We start from the raw sequence: 15,845 nt of genomic DNA on the forward strand, positions 1-15,845 counted from the left end.
CTATTACCCTTCCCCTTTCGCGTTCTCATCCGTCGTGGACGAGGCAGGTCGGATCAGCGGCGGGAACAACACCGTCTTGGGCCCGGCCCGGTACAGCCGCGCGGGCCGTCCCCCCGTGCTCCTGCGCCCCGAGCCTGCGGGAACGATGAATCCCTTCGCGGCCTGGACTTTCCGGTAGAAATTCCGGGTGTCGAGTTCGGTGCCCCACACCGCCTCGTACACCTTCTGCAACTCCGCAATGGTGAAGAGTTCCTCGCAGAACGCCGTGGCCAGCGCCGAGAATTCGAGCTTGGTACGCGCGCGCTCGATCCCGTCCAGCACGATCCGGTGGTGATCGAAGGCCAGTTCCACCGCACCGGACAGGACGGCATCCGCGGGGACCCAGGCGGCTTCCATGGCATCCGTGCCCGCGACCGGTTCGGGCAGCCCCGGAGCGATCGCCAAGTGGGCCACGGAAACCACTCGCCCCCGGGGATCACGGCCGACCTGCCCGTAGACGGCGAGTGGTTCGAGGTGCACCCGCCGGCCGTCCAGAGCCGTTTCCTCGCTCAACTCACGGCGGGCGGCGTCCAGGATCTCCTCGCCGTCGTGGTTGAGGAATCCGCCGGGCAGAGCCGACATGCCCTGAAAAGGATCTTCGCCCCGCTCCACGAGCAGGACACACAGTCGCCCCTCACGCAGCGTCAGGATCACGAGATCGACCGTCAATAGCACGGGAGGAGGTGACCACTCGTCAACTTGCATATTGGCGAAGGTACTTCAATTACTGTCACTCAAACAAGAAGCATGGCCGCGCGCGGTCGAGAACCAGCCAGCGACAGCGACGCGCGTGGAGCCGCACCTCTCCCGCCGCCCCAGACTTCGGCCGTCCGATCCCTGTACGCGCACCCCCACGGGGTGTACGGTCTCGGGCCGATGGGCTTTGGGAGCGCTCCCATGAAGCAATGACGCTGTTTCCGCTTCGTACGAGGAGGAACACCTTGAAACGCTTTTGGGCCTTACTGGCGACCTGCGCGACCGGCCTCGGCCTCACGGCCCTCGCCGGTCCCCCCGCCGAGGCGGCCACCGGCTGCAAGGTCGAGTACACGATCGCCAGCCAGTGGCAGGGCGGCTTCCAGGCCGGTGTGAAGGTCACCAACCTCGGTGACGCCGTCTCCGGCTGGACGCTGAAGATCACGATGCCGGACTCCGGGCAGAAGCTCGTCCAGGGCTGGAACGCCACCTGGTCGCAGTCCGGCACCACGGTCAGCGCCGCCGGCCTCGACTGGAACCGCACGCTCGCCACCGGCGCCTCGGCCGACCTGGGCTTCACGGGCTCCTTCACGGGCTCCAACCCGAAGCCCACGGCCTTCACGCTCAACGGCGTGGCCTGCACGGGCTCCGTCACCGACCCGCCCACCGACCCGCCGACCGACCCGCCCGCGACCGGCACCCCCGTGGGCATCAACGGCAAGCTCCACGTCTGCGGCGTCCACCTCTGCAACCAGTACAACCGCCCGATCCAGCTGCGCGGCATGAGCACGCACGGCATCCAGTGGTTCAGCAAGTGCTACAACAACGCGTCCCTCGACGCGCTGGCCAAGGACTGGAAGTCGGACCTGTTCCGGGTCGCCATGTACGTCCAGGAGCAGGGCTACGAGACGGACCCGGCGGGCTTCACCAGCCGCGTGAACAGCCTCGTCGACATGGCCGAGGCCCGCGGCATGTACGCCATGATCGACTTCCACACCCTGACGCCGGGCGACCCGAACTACAACCTCGACCGCGCGAAGACGTTCTTCGCGAACGTCGCCGCCCGCAACGCCAACAAGACCAACGTGATCTACGAGATCGCCAACGAGCCCAACGGCGTGAGCTGGGCGGCCATCAAGAGCTACGCCGAGCAGGTCATCCCGGTGATCCGGGCCAACGACCCGGACGCCGTCATCATCGTCGGCACCCGCGCCTGGTCCTCGCTGGGCGTCTCGGAGGGCTCCAACGAGACCGAGATCATCAACAACCCGGTGAACGCGACCAACATCATGTACGCGTTCCACTTCTACGCCGCGAGCCACAAGGACAACTACCGCGCCACGGTGAGCCGGGCGGCGTCGAAACTGCCGCTGTTCGTCACCGAGTTCGGCACGGTGAGCGCCACCGGTGGCGGTGCGGTGGACCGGGCGAGCAGCATCGCGTGGCTGGACCTGCTCGACCAGCTGAAGATCGGCTACGCCAACTGGACGTACTCCGACGCCAATGAGGGCAGCGCGGCGTTCAAGCCGGGCACCTGCAACGGCACCGACTCCAGCAGCAGCGGCGTGCTGACCGAGTCCGGCGCTCTGATCAAGAGCCGGGTGAGCACGGCCGACAACTTCCCCACCAGCTGACCCCCGACGGGGCTCCGGTTCCGGCTCCGGCCGGCGCCGGAGCCCCGTCCCGGCACACAGCGTCTTTTGGGAGCGCTCCCAAACCCTCCGGCACCTTCCCTCACTCCCCCCACTCCTGTCACGGAGGAACACATGCGCCTCACTCTGCCCCGATTACGGTCGGGCCCCTGGACGGCCCTCCTCACGGCCGTCGTGCTGCTGGCGTCCGGCTTCACGGCGATGTCCGCGAGCGGTGCCCAAGCCGGCTGCCGGGTCGACTACACCGTGAACAAGTGGACCGGCGGCTACACCGCCCAGATCAAGGTCACCAACCTCGGTGCGGCGCTGACCGGTTGGCGCCTGACCTGGACCTACGCCGGTGACCAGCAGGTGACGTCGGCGTGGAACGCGACGGTCACGCAGACCGGCGCGGCGGTCGTCGCCACCGGCACGAGCTGGAACGGCGCCCTGGCCACGGGCGGCACCGCGGAGTTCGGCGTCCAGGGCACCTGGCGGTCGTCCGACCCCGCGCCGACCGACTTCGCCCTCAACGGCGTCTCCTGCGGCGGCACCGGCACCCCGCCGCCGACCACGCCCCCGCCCACCACCCCGCCGCCCACGACGCCGCCGCCCTCCGCGGACTGCGGCAGCGCGGTGATCTGCTCGGACTTCGAGGACCAGACCGGCTCCACCCCGTCCGGCGCCTGGCGCTTCACCGCACCCGACTGCCAGGGCACCGGCACCGCCGCCGTCGACACCGCGGTGGCGCACAGCGGCGCCAAGTCGCTGCGGATCGACGGCCGGGCGGGCTACTGCAACCACGCCTTCGTCGCCTCCACCGCCGACCTGTCCTCGGTCGGCCCGGTGCTGCACGTACGCATGTGGGTACGGCACACCACCGCGCTGCCCTCGGCGCACGTCACGTTCGTCTCCATGCCCGACAGTTCCCAGGCGGGGCGGACCCTGCGCGTCGGCGGCCAGAACGGCGCCCTGCAGTGGAACCGCGAGGTCGACGACGCCACCCTGCCGGCCCAGAGCCCGGCCGGCGTCGCGCTCAGCAGGCCGTTGCCGACGGGCAGTTGGCAGTGCCTGCGCTTCGCGATCGACACGACGGCCCCGGCCCTGGACACCTGGCTCGGCGACGAGCGGATCCCGGGCCTGCACGCCGACGGCGTCCCCACCCACGACATCGACCAGCAATGGCTCACCCGCACCACCCCGCCCCGCCCGACGGCCCTCCGCCTCGGCTGGGAGAGCTACGGGGTGGGCGAGGACACCCTCTGGTTCGACGACGTGGCGGTGGGCTCGGCACCGATCGCCTGCTGACGGGGGCGCGGCCGGGAGCGGTGGCGGCCACCGGGCGCCGCGGATTCGACGCGTGCGTCAGCAGTTCCCGGAAGGGGCCGGGCGGGTCGTGCCGATCCGGAGGGTGGCCGGGGGCGCGCAGCACCCGCCGCTCTCCGGCTCCGCCGCGGCGGTCGCGTCGGTCGTGCCGGTCGTGCCGGTCGGCTCCCCCGCGTCGGTCGTGTCGTCGTAGAGGCCCGTGCCGCCGCAGACGCCCGTTTCCGGGAGGGTCAGTTCGACGCGGGCGGCGGCCTCGTGGTCGCCGGCGAGGAACGCGGCGACGGAGCGGACCTGCTCGTAGCCGGTCATGGCGAGGAACGTGGGCGCGCGGCCGTAGGACTTCATGCCGACGAGGTGGATGCCCGGCTCGGGGTGGGAGAGTTCGGCCGCGCCGTGCGGGTAGACCGTGCCGCAGGAGTGGGCGTTCGGGTCGATGAGCGGGGCGAGCGCCGTGGGGGCCTGGAGGCGTTCGTCCAGGCCGAGGCGGACCTCGGAGAGGAAGGACAGGTCGGGGCGGAGACCGGTCAGGACGATCACCTCGTCCACCGGCTCCAGCCGGCGGCCGTCCGCCGCGACGAGGACGAGCCGGTCGCCGTCCCGCTCGACGGCCTCGGTGCGGAAGCCGGTGACGGCGCTCGCGTGCCCGGCCGCCACCGCCGACTTGGCGCGCAGCCCTAGGGCGCCGCGGGCGGGCAGTTGGTCGGCCTCGCCGCCGCCGAAGGTGTTCGCGCCGATGCCCCGGCGCAGGACCCACACCGCGTGCGTGCCGTCCGCCTCCTTCGCCAGGTCGGCGAGCCCGGCAAGGGCGGTGAAGGCGGACGCGCCCGAGCCCACGACGGCCGTGCGGCGACCGGCGTAACGGGCCCGGACGGCGGGGTCGCCGAAGTCGGGGACGCGGTAGGAGACGCGGTCGGCGGCGGCCTTCTCGCCCAGCGCGGGCAGACCGTCGGCGCCCAGCGGGCCCGGCGTGGACCACGTGCCGGACGCGTCCAGTACGGCACGCGCGCTGATCCGCTCCTCGTGGCCGTCGGCGGTCGTCACGTGCACGGTGAAGGGCTGCTCCTCGCGGCCCGAGTCGACGATCCGGTCCCGGCCGGCCCGTGCGACGCCGGTGACCGTGACGCCGTGGCGGACCCGGTCGCCGAGGGCGTCGGCGAGCGGCTGGAGGTAGCGCTCGGCCCAGTCGCCGCCGGTCGGGTACGCCGCGCCGTCCGGCCGTACCCAGCCGGTCGGGGCGAGCAGCTTCTCGGCCGCCGGGTCGATGACTTCGGACCACGGGGAGAACAGCCGTACGTGCGCCCACTCGCGCACGGCGGTGCCGGCCGTCGGGCCCGATTCCAGGACCAGTGGCTCCAGGCCTCGTCCGGCCAGGTGCGCGGCGGCGGCCAGGCCGACGGGGCCCGCTCCGATCACGACGACGGGCAGCGGGGTGGATGCGGGCGCGGTCACGGCGACTCCCTGCGTGGTTCGACATGCGTCGATGGCTTGACACTGGCCACCATGGCACCTGCATCGACGGACGTCAAGATAGACATGCATCGAATCAATGCGGATCGCTGTCTCGCGGGCAGAGGCTGCTCCGAGCCGTTCGGCGCGTGTCAACATAGACGTATGTCGAACACGAAGGTGCTGCCCGTCCTCGAACCCGTCCTCGAACCCGCCGACGACGCGGTCGCGCCCTGCTGCCCGCCCCTCACCGAGCGCCCCTTCAGCGCCGAGGAGGCCGAGACGGCAGCGCGGATGTTCAAGGCGCTCGGCGATCCCGTACGGCTGCGGCTGTTCTCGGCGGTCGCCTCGCACGAGGGCGGCGAGGCCTGCGTGTGCGACATCTCCGACGTCGGCGTCTCCCAGCCGACCGTCTCCCACCACCTGAAGAAGCTCAAGGAGGCCGGCCTGCTCACCTCCGAGCGACGCGGCACCTGGGTCTACTACCGCGTGGAACCGGCCGTCCTGGCCGCGATGGGCAGGCTGCTCACCGGCACCCCGGCGGCCCCGTGACGACGACCGTGACCATCAGGCCGATGTCCGCCGCCCACGCGGACGCCGTCCTGGCGATCTACCAGGCGGGCATCGACGAGGGCGACGCGACCTTCGAGACGACGGCGCCGGACTGGGAGGCGTTCGACGCGGCGAAGCTGCGCGAGCACCGGTTCGTCGCCCTGGACGGATCCGCTCCGGACGAGGAAGGCACGGTGCTCGGCTGGGTCGCCGCCTCCCCGGTCTCCGACCGCTGCGCGTACGCCGGTGTCGTGGAGCACTCCGTCTACGTCGCCCCCGCCGCCCGGGGCCGCGGGGTGGCCGGCGCGCTGCTGAAGGCGCTGGTCGAGTCGACCGAGGCGGCCGGGATCTGGACCGTCCAGTCCGGCGTCTTCCCGGAGAACACCGCCAGCCTCGCCCTGCACGAGCGGGCCGGCTTCCGCGTCATCGGCGTCCGCGAGCGCATCGGCCGCCATCACGGCCGGTGGCGCGACGTGGTCCTCCTGGAACGCCGCAGCCCGACGATCGACTGACGGCCACCGCACCGATACGGTCGGACGACCGCCTGACGGCCACCACGCCGATACGGTCGGACGACCGCGCCGCCCTCACCGCGTCCCCACCACCCGCAGCACCGCCACCACCAGCGCCCGCGTCACCTCCACCACCTCGCGCAGCGACACCTGCTCGCGCGGGCTGTGCGCGACGCGGACGTCGCCCGGGCCGTACTGGAGCGTGGGGATCCCGGCCGCGGCGTACAACCGCAGGTCACTGCCGTACGGCGCCCCGCGCTCGGGCAGGGCCGGGCCGCCGGCCGTGTCGGCGTGGGCGCCGCGCACGAGGTCCGTCAGCGGGTGCCCGGCGGGCAGGCGGCCACTGGCGAAGCGCCCGCCGGGCCAGGTCACCGTCGCCGGATGGTCCCGCAGCCACGGGTCGGCGGCGCACGTCTCGGCCACGCACTGCTCGAACGCGGCGCGCGCCTCGGCCGGGTCCTCCCCCAGCCGCACCCCGAGCCGCCCCTCGGCGATCAGCAGGTCGGGCACGCTGCTCGCCCAGTCACCGGCGCGCACGGTGCCGACGGACAGGGCGTAGGGGATCCGGTACCGGGCCATCAGCGGATCGGGGTCGGTGTTGCGCTCCGCCTCCAGCCGGGCCAGCGCCCGGTGCAGCGGCAGGTAGGCGTCGACGGCGCTGACTCCCTCGTCGCGCGTGCTGCCGTGGGTGGCCCGGCCGGGGACGGAGAGCCGGAACGTCTGCGCGCCCGCGTTGGCCGTGATGACCGCGCCCGAGGTCGGCTCGGATATGAAGCAGGCGTCACCGGTGTGCCCGCGCCGCAGCGTGCCGAACGCGCCGAGGCCGCCGTCCTCCTCGCCGACGACGAAGTGCGCGGCGACGCGTCCACGCAGCCGTATCCCGGCCGCCCGTATCGCCGCGAGCGCGCCCAGGTGCGCGGCGAGGCCGGCCTTCATGTCGCAGGCGCCGCGCCCGTGCACCACGTCCCCCTCGACCCTCGGCACGAACGGGTCGCCCTCCCAGGCCCCGAGGTCTCCCGGCGGTACGACGTCCACGTGGCCCTGGAGGATCAGCGTCGGCCCGTCGCCGCCGTCCGGGGTCGTGCCGACCAGGCCCCACGCCTCGTCCCGCGGCGCCTCCGCACCGGGGAAGCCGGGGTCGGCGTACAGCTCGGGCAGGTCCATGGACCACAGGTCGACGTCCATGCCGAGCCACTCCAGCCGCCCGGCGAGCTGGTGCTGGAGCTCCGACTCGGCGGCGCTGCCGGTCACGCTCGGCACGGTGATCAACTCCACCAGGTTCCGCGCGATTTCCTTCTCGTCGATCGCCGCGAGCGCGGCGGCCTCCGTGTCACTCAGCCCGCCCCCGGCACCCCCCGGACCTTCGGCGCCCTCCGCGCCCTTCGCGCCCTTCGCGCCGTTCAGTACGCCCGCGGCCCTTCCGAGGCCCTTCTCGTCGCTCAACAACTGCGCCCTCCCCTTTCCGCTGCGTACGGCGGTTCCTCCCGCCCACCGCATGTCTGCTCGGCGGGAACCGTCCCCACTCCTCGCCGTCGCCCACGCCCCCCTTTGTCCCCTCGTCCCAACTCGCCCCGAACCAGGCCGGGTCGGGCCGACTCAGGCCGAACCGGCCCCGCCTCCGGCCTCCCCGTCGGCCGCCGCCCCGCCGCCCACCGTGAAGCCGATGACCGCCCCGCCCCCGTCCCGCCGGAACGCGAACGGCGCCCCGCCGTGGGCGAGCGCCACCTCGCGGACGATGGACAGGCCGAGCCCCGAGCCGGGCAGGGAACGCGCGTCGGCGGCGCGGTAGAAGCGGTCGAAGACGTGGCCCAGGTCGCCGTCGGTGATGCCGGGCCCGCGGTCGCGGACCTCGACGCGGACCGTCCCCGGGACGGCCGGTCCGGCCACGGCGATCTCGATGGGCTCCCCGCCGTCCCGGTCGAACTTCGCCGCGTTCTCCACGAGGTTCGACATCGCCCGCGTCAGCATGCCCGGCCGGCCCTCGGCGGTCGTGTCGCCGCACGCGCGGACCACGATCCGCCGCCCCGTGCGCCGCCGCGCCAGAGCGGCCACCTCCTCGGCGATGTCCGCGAGGTCGACCCGCTGCGGCGGCTCGCTGTCCGACTGTCCGGCCGCCAGGTCCACCAACTCGTTGACGAGATCGGTCAGTTCGCGGGCCTCCTGGCCCAGGTCGGCGACCAGTTCCTCGCGGGCGGCGGGCGGGAGTTCGTCGATGCGGCGCAGCAGGGAGATGTTGGTCCGCAGCGACGTGAGCGGCGTCCGCAGCTCATGACCGGCGTCCTGCACCAGCCGCCGCTGGTCCTCCTCGGACTGGGCGAGCCGGCCCAGCATCCGGTCGAAGGCCCGGCCGAGGCGGCCCACCTCGTCGTAGCCGGTCACCGGCACCTGGATGTCGAGCCGCCGGGTCCGGGCGACGTCCTCCGCCGCCGACGTGAGGACCACGAGACGCCGGGTGATGCGCCGCGCCAGCCACCAGCCGAACAGCCCCGCCCCGACCACCACGGCGGTCGTCGTCACGAGCGTCCGCTGCTGGAGCGACCGCAGCAGGTCCTCGGTGTCGCTGAACGACTGCGCCACCTGCACCGCGCCCCGGCCGCCGCCGAGCGCGACGGTCGCGACGCGGTAGACGTCGTCGCCGACGTCGACGGCCATGTGCACGGTCAGCCGCCCGGCCGTGGCGGCGCCCGCGATGCCCCGGTCGGCGTCCGTGACGGGCAGCCCCGGGTGGCCGGGGTCGACGATCGCGCCGTCGGGCCCGAGGACCTGCACGTCGGTGCGGGCCGGGCGCAGCAGGTCGTGGCCGGGCGCCGACGAGGAGAAGTCCTCCGGCGTCATCCGGGCCCGCCGCACCTCGCCCCTCACGTCCTGCACGACCTCGTCGAACACCGTCTGCTGGTCGACGCGCACCAGCCGGGCGGCGGCGCTGTACGAGAGGATGCCGACGAGCACGGTGACGGCGGCCGTGACCGCCGCGAACGACAGCGCGAACGTGGTCCGCAGCGACACCAGCCGGAACCGCCGCCGCCCCGGGAGCCGCCCGCCGCGGGGGCTGGCCCGGCCGCCCGCCCGGCCCACTCAGTCCTCCCGCAGCACGTAACCCACACCGCGCACCGTGTGGATCAGCTGCGGCGCGCCCGGCTCGTCCAACTTGCGGCGCAGGTAACCGACGTAGACGGCGAGGTTCTTCGAGCCGGGGCCGAAGTCGTAGCCCCAGATGCGGTCGTAGATCGTGGAGTGGTCCAGGACGATGCCCGCGTTGCGGACGAGCAGCTCCAGCAGCTCGAACTCCGTGCGGGTCAGCTCCAGTTCGCGCTCCCCGCGCCAGGCCCGCCGCGCCTGCGGGTCCATCCGCAGCCCCGCCGCGTGCAGGTGGGGCCGGGCGGGCTGCGCCTCGGGGACGACGGCTCGCGAGACGGCGACCTGCGAGGCGGCGGCGACTTGCGGCGCGACGGACGGCGACCCGTCCGGACCGCCCGGCCTGCCCGGCGCGCCCGGTGTACCCGGTGTACCCGGTGCGCTCGGTTCGCCCGGTGTGCTCAGGGCGCTCGACGCGCCCTCCGCTCCCGGCGCCCCGGGCACGGGGGCGTCCGCGGAGCCCGCGCCCTGTCCGGTGCCGGTGCCGTTCCCGCTCCCGCTCCCGCCCCCCGTGCGGCGCAGCAGCGCCCGCAGCCGGGCGAAGACCTCCTCGACGTCGAACGGCTTGACCACGTAGTCGTCGGCGCCCGCGTCGAGGCCGGCGATCCGGTCGGCGGTCTCCACCAACGCGGTCAGCATCAGGATCGGCGTGCTGTCGCCCTCGGCGCGCAGCACGCGGGCCACCTGGAGCCCGTCGATGCCCGGCATCATCACGTCCAGCACCAGCACGTCGGGCCGGCCCCGGTGGGCGTGTGCCAGGGCCTCGACGCCGTCGGCGACCGCGGTGACCTCGTAGCCCTCCAGGGTGAGGGCACGTTCGAGGGCGTGCCGGATGGCGCGGTCGTCTTCGGCGAGCAGAACGGTGTGGGCCACGGGTCCAGTCTGCCAAGACGCCGAAGCCGCCCGCGTGACGGGCGGCTCATCGGCGTTCCCTCTCAGTCCCCTCCCAGTTCCCTCTCAGAGAGTTCTCAGAGAGTCCTCAGAGAGTTCTCAGCTCGCGGGCCGGAGCGCGGCGAGCTGCTGCTCGAACGGCACGACCTCGAACTCGGCGATCTTCTCGGCGCTCTCCTCGGCGGCGGACTCCCGGCCGGCCGGGGGCCTCCCCGCCAGCCCGCTCATCAGCACCGCCAGTTCCCCCGCCGCCCGCTCGACACGGCCGTCCAGGCCCTCGGCGCCCCAGTCCTCCGAGGCGGCGTACACACCGGTCGGCACGACCACGGCCCTCAGGTACGAGAACAGCGGGCGCAGGGCGTGGTCCAGCACCAGGGAGTGCCGGGCGGTGCCGCCGGTCGCGGCGATCAGCACGGGCTTGCCCGCGAGGGCGTCCTTGTCGAGCACGTCGAAGAAGGCCTTGAACAGCCCGCTGTACGACGCCGAGAACACGGGCGTGACGACGATCAGCCCGTCGGCCCCGGCCACGGCGCTCTGCGCGGCGGCGAGGTCGCGGCCGGCGAAGCCGTTGGTGAAGTTGTGCGCGATCTCGACGGCGAGGTCGCGCAGCTCGACCACCTCGACGTCGGCCGGGGTCTGCCGCTGCACGGCAGCGGCCAGCCGGTCGGCGAGCAGCCGGGTGGACGACGGGACACTCAGTCCCGCGGACACGACGACGAGCTTCATGCGCGGGTCTCCTCCTTAAGGGAACCGGCGTCCTTCACGGAACCGGCGTCCTTCACAGCACCTGCGCCCTTCCCGGCACCTGCGCCCTTCCCGGCCTCGGCGGCGGCCAGCAGCGACACGTGGGTCGGCGCGTCCGGCACGCCCGCGGGGCGGCGGGCGGCGAACTCCTTGCGGAGCACCGGCACGACCTCCTCACCCAGCATGTCGAGCTGCTCCAGCACGGTCTTCAGCGGCAGCCCGGCGTGGTCCATCAGGAACAGCTGGCGCTGGTAGTCGCCCGCGTAGTCGCGGAAGGACAGCGTCTTCTCGATGACCTGCTGCGGGGAGCCGACGGTCAGCGGCGTCTGGTCGGTGAAGTCCTCCAGGGAGGGCCCGTGACCGTAGACCGGCGCGTTGTCGAAGTACGGGCGGAACTCGCGCACCGCGTCCTGCGAGTTCTTCCGCATGAACACCTGGCCGCCGAGGCCGACGATCGCCTGCTCGGGCGTGCCGTGGCCGTAGTGGGCGTACCGGGCCCGGTACAGCTCGACCATCCGCTTGGTGTGGTCGGCGGGCCAGAAGATGTTGTTGTGGAAGAAGCCGTCGCCGTAGTACGCGGCCTGCTCGGCGATCTCCGGGGAGCGGATGGAGCCGTGCCAGACGAACGGCGCGACGCCGTCCAGCGGGCGCGGGGTGGACGTGAAGCCCTGGAGGGGGCTGCGGAACTTGCCCTCCCAGTTGACGACGTCCTCGCGCCACAGGCGGTGGAGCAGGGCGTAGTTCTCGATGGCGAGGTTGATGCCCTGCCGGATGTCCTGGCCGAACCAGGGGTAGACGGGGCCGGTGTTGCCGCGGCCCGTCATCAGGTCGACCCGGCCGTCCGCGAGGTGCTGGAGCATCGCGAAGTCCTCGGCGATCTTCACCGGGTCGTTGGTGGTGATGAGGGTCGTGGAGGTCGACAGGATCAGGCGCTCGGTGCGTGCCGCGATGTAGCCGAGCATCGTGGTCGGGGACGAGGGCACGAACGGCGGGTTGTGGTGCTCGCCGGTCGCGAAGACGTCCAGGCCGACCTCCTCGGCCTTCAGCGCGATCGCGACCATCGCCTTGATCCGCTCGCGTTCGGTCGGGGTGCGTCCCGTCGTCGGATCGGGCGTGACGTCGCCGACGCTGAAGATCCCGAACTGCATGGCCGCTCAACCTCCAAGTTGTTGACCGTTCAACTATACCTCCAGAACGGCCCGCCTCCCGGGGTTATTCCGCCCGCGTCATCCCGCGCCACCCCGCCCGGCCGCACCGCCCACGCCACCCAGCCCGGTCGCTCCGCCCGCATTGTCCCGCCCGTGGTCTTCCGCCCGCAGCCGGGCCACCAGCTCCCCGTGGAAGTCCGCCGCCCGGCGCAGCTGCGTCACCACCAGTCCCAGCTCGGCGTCGTCCAGATCGTCGAAGAGGGTGCCGAGACCGCCGTTCAGCCGCTCCCACACCCGGCGGAACTCGGCCGCCTTCTCCGGCACCGCCGCCACCATCACCCGCCGCCGGTCCCGGTCGTCCCGCCGCCGCACCACGTACCCGGCCCGCTCCAGCCGGTCGACCAGCCGCGTCGCCGACCCGATCGTCAGCCCCGTCAGCGCCGCGACCCGGCTCGTCGGCACGGGGCCGTCCTCCAGCGTCAGGACGTTCAGACACTGGAGGTCGGTCGGATGCAGCCCGAGCCGGTCGGCCACGGCCTGGCCGAACAGCGCGGCCGACGCCATCGAACGCCGCGAGGCCACGGCCAGCTCCTCCAGCAGCCGGGCCCGCGCGCCGCCCGCGGCGTCAGAAGTGGTACCCATCCCCCGTGTCCAGGACGAGGACCCGCTGCCGGTCGTTGACGCGGTTGCGGTCCACCGCTCCCCCGCCCCACACCGTGCTCAGCTCCAGCAGCACCTCCGACGGCGCCTCCCGCAGCCGCACCCGCAAATCCGTCCGCTCCCCCACCCCGTCGGCGGGCAGCGACCCCGTCCGGCACAGCACCACCCGCGTCCCCGTGCGCGCGCAGCCCTCCGGCAGCTCCTGCCGGTCCGCGAGCGGCGCCGACCAGCGCAGCCGCACCGTCGCGTCCGCCACCGCCGAGGGACCGTGATTGACCGGGATGATCCCGACGTCCATCGTGCCGCCGGACATCACGGCCATGCCGTGATACGCGAGGTCGGCCTCGGGAACACCACCGGCGGCAGCCGCCGCACCCGCCGCCCCGGCGACACCCGAGCCGGCTCCGACGGCCGCGGCGACCAGGGCCGGCAGCACACCGCCCACCACACCCCGCCGCCACCCGCGCACCCTTCGCGCGCCACCCGCCCCACCACTGCGGACACCGCCGCCGTCCACCAGGACCACCGGAACCACTGGACCACTCCTCACTGCACTGGGACGTACGGGGACGCATCCGAGTCGTACGGGGATGTATCCCACGCGACGGCCCGGGCAGGCGCCGTCCAACAGGTGACGCCGTCCGTCCCGTCACCCCCGTGCGAGGCTGACCCGCATGCTGATCCTCCGCTCCGCAGCCCTCTTCGCCGTCGCCGCGCTCTTCGAGATCGGCGGCGCCTGGCTGGTCTGGCAGGGCGTGCGCGAACACCGCGGCTGGCTGTGGGCCGCGGGCGGCGTCCTCGCGCTCGGCGCGTACGGCTTCGTCGCCACCTTCCAGCCCGACGCCCACTTCGGCCGCGTCCTCGCCGCGTACGGCGGGATCTTCGTCGCCGGTTCGATCCTGTGGGGCGTGGTGGCCGACGGCTACCGGCCCGACCGCTGGGACATCGCGGGCGCGCTGGTCTGCCTGGCCGGAATGGCCCTGATCATGTGGGCTCCGCGCAACGGCGGCTGACTCACGACCCGGAAGACGCACTCACGACTCGGGACGGCTGACTTACGCTTGGCGGCGACCAGTCGTACGAATCGGGACACGAATCCGGAGCAGCCCATGGCCACCGCCGCACCGTCCGCCGCCTCCCGCATCGCCGTCGTCACCGGCGCGAGCAGCGGAATCGGCGCCGCCACGGCCCGGCAGCTCGCGGCGGCCGGCTACCGCGTCGTCCTCACCGCCCGCCGCAAGGACCGCATCGAGGCGCTCGCCGAGGAGATCAACGCGGCGGGCCACAAGGCGACGGCGTACCCGCTGGACGTCACGGACCGCGCGGCGGTCGACGAGTTCGCCACCGCCTTCAAGACGATCGGCGTGCTGGTGAACAACGCGGGCGGCGCACTCGGCGCCGACCCGGTCGCGACCGGCGACCCCGACGACTGGCGCCGGATGTACGAGACGAACGTCATCGGCACCCTGAACCTCACCCAGGCCCTGCTGCCCAAGCTGGAGGCGAGCGGCGACGGCACGGTCGTGGTCGTCTCCTCCACCGCCGGCCACGCCACGTACGAGGGCGGCGCGGGCTACGTCGCCGCCAAGCACGGCGCCCGCGTCCTCGCCGAGACCCTCCGCCTGGAGATCGTCGGCCGCCCGGTCCGCGTCATCGAGATCGCGCCCGGCATGGTCAAGACCGAGGAGTTCGCCCTGACCCGCTTCGGCGGCGACCGGGACCGGGCGGAGAAGGTCTACGAGGGCGTCGCCGAACCCCTCACCGCGGACGACGTCGCCGACACGATCACCTGGGCGGTGACCCGCCCGGCCCACGTCAACGTCGACCTCCTCGTGGTCCGCCCCCGCGCCCAGGCCTCGAACACCAAGGTCCACAGGGAGCCCTGATGACGCCCCCGGACCCCTCGTCACGCGAACAGCGCCGCCTGACGGAGGAAAAGAAGAACGAACGCTACATGTGGTGGTACCTCGGCTACTTCCTCTTCGGCATCCACATCGTCGCCTTCGTCATGATCTACGCGGTGACCCACGCAAAATGACCGACGCCGAAGGCCGTCGTCACCCACAAGGTTGAATGCCGTCGATCACCCGAACGGCAGGCGAACTGCCGACCTAGGCTCGCAGCCACACCATCAAAACGACGGCCCTCGGCCGGGATGCCGGTCCCACCCGAGGGCCTGACCAACAAGGAAGTGGAGCTTCCCTGTGGCTGGCTGCGACCCTATCGGGCACCGGTTCATGGACCTCACAGTGCCCGAGTACGCGTACATGTTCGGCTTCTTGCAGGCGGATGGACACCTGGCCAAAGGACCCGGCCAAAAAGGACGTCTGACCGTCGAGATCAGCGCGAAGGACATCGAAATCCTTTGTAGGTTCCAGGAGTTGACGCCCTACTACAGCAGCATCCGGGCACGCACCCGGTCCACCAACTTCGCCGAGACCGCGCACTCCGTCGTCTGGACCCTGAGCTCGCTCGAAGCCAGGACCAAGCTCAACCAACTCGGCCTGCCCTATGGCCGCAAATCGCACTCAATCGCCCCGCCGCGCGTCGAGTTCTCACGCAGGGACTATCTGCGGGGCATCATCGACGCCGATGGCTCAGTCGGGTACACCAGCAAAGGGTTTCCCTTCGTCTCCCTCACTACCGCCAGCACGCCTGTCGGCACGTTCTTGTGCAACTACGCCAAAGAAGTGACCGGAGCCGCGCGGGCCCTCAACCGCAACGCCCGGGACGACATCTACAACGTCCTCTACCTCATGGCAGCGGGACAACAACTGGCCGCTCATCTCTACTATCCCGGCTGTCTCTCCTTGCAGCGCAAGCAAGAGGCAGCGGACTCACTCGCCTCATGGACACGGCCCATCACCATGAGGGCCGCTTACACGACCCGCCGCTGGAGCGAGGAGGAAGACCGAATCCTGCTGAAACACAACAGTCCGGCCTCGGCTGCCGCAGCCCTCGGAAGGACCGCACAGAGCTGCAGCCTCCGGCTCTGGCGTCTGCGCAGCGGACAAGTCCCCAGGCCCGCCGGCCTCTGAGCAGCGCGGGCCCCGGCTCCTGCCGGGGCC

General features: G+C 72.6%; 17 protein-coding genes. 8 read left to right on the forward strand and 9 right to left on the reverse strand.

From position 1 onward, the window contains the following. Positions 1-3: 3 nt before the first annotated feature. Positions 4-744, reverse strand: a complete 741-nt coding sequence (locus tag ACZ7D7_RS04735; RefSeq protein WP_470822311.1) for an NUDIX hydrolase — start codon at positions 742-744, stop codon at positions 4-6. Between the two features lie 236 nt (positions 745-980). On the opposite strand from ACZ7D7_RS04735, the gene ACZ7D7_RS04740 reads away from it, so the two are divergent. Then, entirely contained in the window at positions 981-2,366 is a 1,386-nt protein-coding gene (locus ACZ7D7_RS04740; protein WP_470822313.1) for a cellulase family glycosylhydrolase, read from the forward strand. A gap of 132 nt (positions 2,367-2,498) precedes the next feature. After that, on the forward strand, positions 2,499-3,671 hold the full coding sequence (locus ACZ7D7_RS04745) for a cellulose-binding domain-containing protein (RefSeq protein WP_470822315.1): 1,173 nt from the start codon (positions 2,499-2,501) through the stop codon (positions 3,669-3,671). A gap of 57 nt (positions 3,672-3,728) precedes the next feature. On the opposite strand, the gene ACZ7D7_RS04750 is transcribed toward ACZ7D7_RS04745, so the two are convergent. Next, a complete protein-coding gene (locus tag ACZ7D7_RS04750; protein ID WP_470822317.1) occupies positions 3,729-5,138 on the reverse strand; it encodes an FAD-dependent oxidoreductase in 1,410 nt (469 codons plus the stop codon). Between the two features lie 162 nt (positions 5,139-5,300). Here ACZ7D7_RS04750 and ACZ7D7_RS04755 point away from each other — a divergent pair, with 162 nt between their 5' ends. Both ACZ7D7_RS04755 and ACZ7D7_RS04760 read left to right on the forward strand, forming a co-directional pair. After that, on the forward strand, positions 5,301-5,687 hold the full coding sequence (locus ACZ7D7_RS04755; RefSeq protein WP_470822318.1) for an ArsR/SmtB family transcription factor: 387 nt from the start codon (positions 5,301-5,303) through the stop codon (positions 5,685-5,687). Then, positions 5,684-6,199, forward strand: coding sequence for a GNAT family N-acetyltransferase (locus ACZ7D7_RS04760; RefSeq protein WP_470822320.1), 516 nt, complete (start codon positions 5,684-5,686; stop codon positions 6,197-6,199). The genes ACZ7D7_RS04755 and ACZ7D7_RS04760 overlap by 4 nt, the downstream gene beginning before the upstream one ends. A 75-nt stretch (positions 6,200-6,274) precedes the next feature. Here the strand turns inward: ACZ7D7_RS04760 and ACZ7D7_RS04765 are convergent, their stop codons facing one another. The 7 genes from ACZ7D7_RS04765 to ACZ7D7_RS04795 form a co-directional block, all read right to left on the reverse strand. After that, on the reverse strand, positions 6,275-7,537 hold the full coding sequence (locus tag ACZ7D7_RS04765; protein ID WP_470822470.1) for an ArgE/DapE family deacylase: 1,263 nt from the start codon (positions 7,535-7,537) through the stop codon (positions 6,275-6,277). A 258-nt stretch (positions 7,538-7,795) separates the two neighbouring features. Next, positions 7,796-9,205, reverse strand: coding sequence for a HAMP domain-containing sensor histidine kinase (locus tag ACZ7D7_RS04770; protein ID WP_470822322.1), 1,410 nt, complete (start codon positions 9,203-9,205; stop codon positions 7,796-7,798). Between the two features lie 69 nt (positions 9,206-9,274). Continuing rightward, complete coding sequence (locus ACZ7D7_RS04775) at positions 9,275-10,207, reverse strand: response regulator transcription factor (RefSeq protein ID WP_470822324.1); 933 nt, start codon at positions 10,205-10,207, stop codon at positions 9,275-9,277. A gap of 117 nt (positions 10,208-10,324) precedes the next feature. After that, positions 10,325-10,951: an FMN reductase gene (locus ACZ7D7_RS04780; protein WP_470822326.1), complete on the reverse strand. Its 627-nt coding sequence runs from the start codon at positions 10,949-10,951 to the stop codon at positions 10,325-10,327. Beyond that, positions 10,948-12,117 (reverse strand): LLM class flavin-dependent oxidoreductase, encoded by a 1,170-nt coding sequence (locus ACZ7D7_RS04785; protein WP_470822328.1) that lies wholly within the window; start codon positions 12,115-12,117, stop codon positions 10,948-10,950. The genes ACZ7D7_RS04780 and ACZ7D7_RS04785 overlap by 4 nt, the downstream gene beginning before the upstream one ends. A gap of 78 nt (positions 12,118-12,195) precedes the next feature. Further along, complete coding sequence (locus tag ACZ7D7_RS04790) at positions 12,196-12,759, reverse strand: MarR family transcriptional regulator (RefSeq protein WP_470822330.1); 564 nt, start codon at positions 12,757-12,759, stop codon at positions 12,196-12,198. Further along, positions 12,743-13,246, reverse strand: a complete 504-nt coding sequence (locus ACZ7D7_RS04795; protein WP_470822472.1) for a hypothetical protein — start codon at positions 13,244-13,246, stop codon at positions 12,743-12,745. The genes ACZ7D7_RS04790 and ACZ7D7_RS04795 overlap by 17 nt, the downstream gene beginning before the upstream one ends. A 205-nt stretch (positions 13,247-13,451) precedes the next feature. Between ACZ7D7_RS04795 and ACZ7D7_RS04800 the strand changes: the two genes are divergently transcribed. The 4 genes from ACZ7D7_RS04800 to ACZ7D7_RS04815 all read left to right on the forward strand — a co-directional run bounded on the left by ACZ7D7_RS04800 (position 13,452) and on the right by ACZ7D7_RS04815 (position 15,815). Further along, positions 13,452-13,790 carry a YnfA family protein gene (locus ACZ7D7_RS04800; RefSeq protein WP_279550894.1) on the forward strand — a complete coding sequence of 113 codons (339 nt, stop codon included), beginning with the start codon at positions 13,452-13,454 and terminating at the stop codon, positions 13,788-13,790. Positions 13,791-13,886: 96 nt separating this feature from the next. Further along, a complete protein-coding gene (locus ACZ7D7_RS04805) occupies positions 13,887-14,663 on the forward strand; it encodes an SDR family NAD(P)-dependent oxidoreductase (RefSeq protein WP_470822331.1) in 777 nt (258 codons plus the stop codon). Continuing rightward, positions 14,567-14,815 carry a hypothetical protein gene (locus ACZ7D7_RS04810; RefSeq protein ID WP_470822473.1) on the forward strand — a complete coding sequence of 83 codons (249 nt, stop codon included), beginning with the start codon at positions 14,567-14,569 and terminating at the stop codon, positions 14,813-14,815. The genes ACZ7D7_RS04805 and ACZ7D7_RS04810 overlap by 97 nt, the downstream gene beginning before the upstream one ends. A gap of 211 nt (positions 14,816-15,026) precedes the next feature. Beyond that, complete coding sequence (locus ACZ7D7_RS04815; RefSeq protein WP_470822333.1) at positions 15,027-15,815, forward strand: LAGLIDADG family homing endonuclease; 789 nt, start codon at positions 15,027-15,029, stop codon at positions 15,813-15,815. Positions 15,816-15,845 lie beyond the last annotated feature (30 nt).

The sequence above is a fragment of the Streptomyces sp. NPDC037054 genome (assembly GCF_055606745.1).